1 protein-coding gene is annotated in these 930 nt (G+C 35.4%); it reads left to right on the top strand.

Annotation, left to right across the window (positions count from 1 at the left end):
• The coding region (locus tag FOT98_RS29245; protein ID WP_260851149.1) for a DUF421 domain-containing protein at window positions 1-780 on the top strand (780 nt) is incomplete at its 5' end.
• Window positions 781-930: the final 150 nt, after the last annotated feature.

Genomic DNA, 930 nt, shown 5'->3' with positions numbered 1-930 from the left:
AGACAAATCTCTCAGCTCTCCTTTTTTGAATACATAGCCGGAATGACAATCGGTGACATCGCTGCCCAAGTATCTACAGGGCTCGATTCAAAATTTTTCCACGGCGTCTTTGCGATACTCATTTTCGCTGTGGTACCTTTTTTAACAGGAATCCTCTCTTTAAAAAACAAAACAGCTCGAGATTTTTTTGAAGGAAAATCTACCGTATTAATAAAAGACGGAAAGATACTCGAAGATAACTTAAAGAAAGAAAAATATACAAGTGACGAATTACTGGAACTTCTCCGTGGAAAAGATGCTTTCAGCGTAGCAGATGTTGAATTCGCTGTACTAGAACCGAGCGGAGAATTAAATGTGTTATTGAAAAAAGATCGCCAACCACTTACAGCAAAAGACATCGGCTTAAAAGTACCAAACGAAAAAGAACCACAAACTGTTATTATGGATGGAAACGTCTTAGATGAACCTTTATCCTCTAGTGGACATAACCGTGCTTGGTTACATTCTGAACTAGAAAAGCTCGGTGTAGTTATTGAAAATGTCTTTCTCGGTCAAGTGGATTCATACGGGCAACTGACTATCGACATTTATAATGACAAACTACAAATGCCTTCTCCTCAAAACAAGCCTTTATTATTAGCATCTTTAAAAAAATGTCACGCTGATTTAGAACTATTTTCCCTAGAAACAAAGTCGAAATCAGCTAGCGAAATGTACAGTAAAAACGCGAAACACATCGAAAAGATTTTAAATAAAGTAACCTATCTTTTAAAAGAATAAATATCGAAAGAACGCTTCAGTAAAAAGGCGTTCTTTTCTTTTTTTCTACAGCTTTTATAACGTTTAAATTTATGTAATTCGGTTATGATGTTGAAGATACATAAGCAGGGAATTTCAAAAACATAGCGAATATTTCATGGTACAACTACA

The organism is Bacillus sp. HY001, from assembly GCF_007558965.1.
GTDB lineage: Bacteria > Bacillota > Bacilli > Bacillales > Bacillaceae_G > Bacillus_A > Bacillus_A mobilis.
Note: the sequence above shows the minus strand (reverse complement) of the source record. Positions and strands in the feature narration are given on the sequence as shown.